This is a genomic window from Tenacibaculum finnmarkense (assembly GCF_900239185.1).
GTDB lineage: Bacteria > Bacteroidota > Bacteroidia > Flavobacteriales > Flavobacteriaceae > Polaribacter > Polaribacter finnmarkensis.
The window spans coordinates 1-3,241 of sequence record NZ_OENA01000044.1 but is presented as its reverse complement, the minus strand read 5'-3'; the positions used below and the strand labels follow the sequence as shown (position 1 = coordinate 3,241).

Here is a 3,241-nt window from a genome sequence, read left to right as displayed (position 1 = left end):
TCAGAACGTTACTCCTGCGCATAAGGGACTTGCACCCTCTAGATTAATAAACTACCTTTCGGTAGTCAAAAGATGCCCATGCTGGGCACACACACCGTGTATAATTAATAGCTAATTATCGCTTACTTACGAAAATCCTAGCGGATTTTCTATTCAGTAATTATTTATTAAATTAGGTGCTTAAACACGCCACTAATCATACACAACAACGTTGGCAACAAGCAAAAATCAGAACTAAAAAATAAATGAATTTGAATAAAAATGATAAATTAGAAATATTTGAAAATGCAATCAGTTGGATTATTGTTTTAGCAATGTTTATTTATGGAGGAGCTAAATTAATTCAATTTGATGGAGCAGCTGAAATTGACAAAACTGTTTCAGAATTGACTGGAATGGAATTAATGTGGGCTTTTTATGGTTATTCAAAATCATTTGCTATAACTTTAGGTATTTTTGAAATAATTGGCGGAATTCTTATTCTTATCAAAAAAACTCGAATTATTGGTGGCTTATTTACATCAACTATATTAGTAAATGTAATTCTTCAAGACATCTATTTTGGAGTTCATCTAGGAGCTTTGAAAGCTGCTATTTTATATCAAATATTGATTTTAATTATTTTGTGGCTGAATAAGGAAAAACTAATCAGAGGTATAAAAGTATTATTAGAATCGAATAAGATTGAACAACCAAAAACGAAGCTATTTATAAAACTTTTAATTGCTTTTGGAATTTTTGTATTTTTAAGAATATTGGAATATTATGTAACTATAAAATGGTAAAGCCAGTTGCCAACAACGTGCATAATTCATTGCTTGTTGATTTTCTTTCAGAAAATCCTCGCGCACGTTGAAGTTTTAGTTTTTTAAACTATATTAGTGCTGTAATTCCGCAACGAAACCATGCACAAGCACGTTGGCAACAAGGCAAAAAAAAGCAGAACGAAAAGAAAAAAATATGGCAAAATCAGAATTACATTTTCTAGGACATATAATAGACCTTATAACAGTAGAAACTGATTATAATAAAAAATTTAATGAATATAAAGGCACTCCTGTGCTTTACAATGGAGGCGGCTTACTTAAGTTTGTTTTTGATTTCGAAGCAAACTTTCGGTTTTTAGAACGTATGACTACCATTAATTATGATTTATATAAAAAAGGATACCCTGTAGATGATGGAAAAATTGATTTCTTCGACGCAAACGATGATAATTTAAAAACATGGAAATTTAAAGATGCTCCCATTGTAGACTATAAGGTAAAGTTTGATACCAACGGAGGAGGAATGAGAGTAGAAATGATACTATCACCCGCCATACAAGACTATGGTTGTAAAATTCATAGAAACTGGCACATAACACCTATTAAGGAAGAAAGTTACCAATCGCCTGTGCAGGCTGCTGAGAAGAAAGAACCTAAAGAAGAAATTATAGAAAGTTGGTGGAGTTCTGATATTGAAGGGAAGTATAAAACTAATAAAGCATCTATTGGGGAAACAGCTTATTTTCATATTAAAACAAAAAATATTTCAGAAAATAAAGAGTTAATTTTTAACCTAATAGACCAAGGATTAAATATTGTTGGAAATCAAGAAAAAATAGCCCTTAATTATAAAACTAATGTTATAAATAATAAAGTAGTTATTGATTTAAAATTAAACCCAGCTTGGGATGAAATATTTGCTAATGAACCTAACATAGAAAACCTTAGAGTAAAATTATCTTGGGAAACAACGCTCAATGGCACAAAAAAAAACCTTACTTACTCAAGAAAGTGATTTTTTAGAAATCATAAAAAAAGGATATGGTTTTACTTTTATAGTTTTTGAAGAAATTTTACCCTCTGGAAAAATAACTAGAAAGGTTTTAATTCCTGAACCAACTTCTACAACTCAATACATTAAACAATTTATTAAAGCAACTCACCATGAAAACTATGGAATGCAGCCCAAAGCTTCAAACTCTACTACAACCATAGCAGAACATGTAGCAAACAACAAGCCTTCTAAATATTTATCTGCAAGCACACTAAAGGATGGTGCTCCTACAATGAAAGGAACGCTTCATTACATTGATAAAACTAAGTTTGAAAAATCAGGAGGAAAAATTTATAGTACTAATGAGATTATAACTCATTTAGAAAAATATAAAGAAGGACTTTTTACAGAAAGTGCTAAAGCAAGAATTGATAAACTCATTAACGTTGTTAAAAATAAAGAAGGTGAAATATTGTTAGAAGGACATGTTACTCCTGATATGATTAAATCTAAAGGGACAATTCGATTAATAAAAGGTTTAAGAGTAGTTGCTGTTGTGGGTATAGTTTTATCAGTTTATGAACTAGGAAAAGCAACTAATGAATCTATCGAAGAAGAATCCGCTAAACCAGTTGTCGCAGAGGTAATTAGACAAGCTGGCGGATGGGGAGGTGCTGCTGTAGGAGCTAAAATAGGAGCTTCTGCTGGCGCTGCTATTGGTTTAGCAACTGGACCTGGTGCTATTGTGTGTGGTGTTGTAGGAGGACTTGTTTTTGGAACTGCTGGTTATTTTGGCGCCGATTGGATAGCTGACCATATAAACGAAAATTAAAATACTAAATATATGTTTTCATTTTTTAAGAATTACCCATACAGTTCTGATTTCTTTTTACCAATTCCGTGGGTAGAAAAATTGCGCCCTGAAATTGATCAAGAAAAAATAAATAGAAAAGTTGTAAGAAAAAAAATAAATAAAATATTAGATAATACATTTGATAAAAGACGTATTTCAAAAATAGGTGTAAATTACTTTTCTAAATATTATGTAGCAATTTCTGTTTACACACAAGATGCTGATCTTTTACAAAATTTAAAAAAAGAGCTTAAAAACAATAATAATTTGTATCCTTTTTGGGTTGCTTTTCCAAACTCCTTCCAGGGAAGTCCTTTTTGGAGACAAGGTGTTCAAGAAGTTTATGCTACAGAAGCTTGGCTTCCTTCTTGGGTTAGTTTAAATGAAAGAGAGAAACACGAGCTCTTTAAAAAATATAATGCTTCAAAAGATTGGCAAGAATGGCTTTCAGAAAATAACAAAGAGTTAACGAAATATTACTTTAATAAAATGGATTAGAATTATAGTAATTTGAATGAATAAGTAGCCCAGTTGCCAATCGAGTAGACGGCTCCGACTAAAATAGTCGGAGTGCGCCTCTCACACCACCGTACGTACGGGTCTCGTATACGGCGGTTCGTAAATCAT

At 31.6% G+C, this 3,241-nt stretch carries 4 protein-coding genes; all 4 read left to right on the top strand.

Annotated features, from left to right (window positions below):
• Positions 1 to 245: 245 nt before the first annotated feature.
• The 4 genes from AQ1689_RS05375 (at position 246) to AQ1689_RS05360 (ending at position 3,112) form a co-directional block, all read left to right on the top strand.
• Positions 246 to 785, top strand: a complete 540-nt coding sequence (locus AQ1689_RS05375; RefSeq protein WP_101955425.1) for a hypothetical protein — start codon at positions 246 to 248, stop codon at positions 783 to 785.
• Positions 786 to 960: 175 nt separating this feature from the next.
• A complete protein-coding gene (tssD, locus tag AQ1689_RS05370; RefSeq protein ID WP_180947536.1) occupies positions 961 to 1,782 on the top strand; it encodes a type VI secretion system tube protein TssD in 822 nt (273 codons plus the stop codon).
• Entirely contained in the window at positions 1,745 to 2,593 is an 849-nt protein-coding gene (locus AQ1689_RS05365) for a glycine zipper family protein (RefSeq protein ID WP_101955423.1), read from the top strand. The genes tssD and AQ1689_RS05365 overlap by 38 nt, the downstream gene beginning before the upstream one ends.
• Before the next feature lie 12 nt (positions 2,594 to 2,605).
• Complete coding sequence (locus tag AQ1689_RS05360; RefSeq protein WP_101955422.1) at positions 2,606 to 3,112, top strand: hypothetical protein; 507 nt, start codon at positions 2,606 to 2,608, stop codon at positions 3,110 to 3,112.
• Positions 3,113 to 3,241: the final 129 nt, after the last annotated feature.

Bases quoted from the DNA above. Each gene is read 5' to 3' on its own strand.
- AQ1689_RS05375 (WP_101955425.1), top strand. From the start codon at position 246: ATGAATTTGAATAAAAATGATAAATTAGAAATATTTGAAAATGCAATC.
- tssD (WP_180947536.1), top strand. From the start codon at position 961: ATGGCAAAATCAGAATTACATTTTCTAGGACATATAATAGACCTTATA.
- AQ1689_RS05365 (WP_101955423.1), top strand. From the start codon at position 1,745: ATGGCACAAAAAAAAACCTTACTTACTCAAGAAAGTGATTTTTTAGAA.
- AQ1689_RS05360 (WP_101955422.1), top strand. From the start codon at position 2,606: ATGTTTTCATTTTTTAAGAATTACCCATACAGTTCTGATTTCTTTTTA.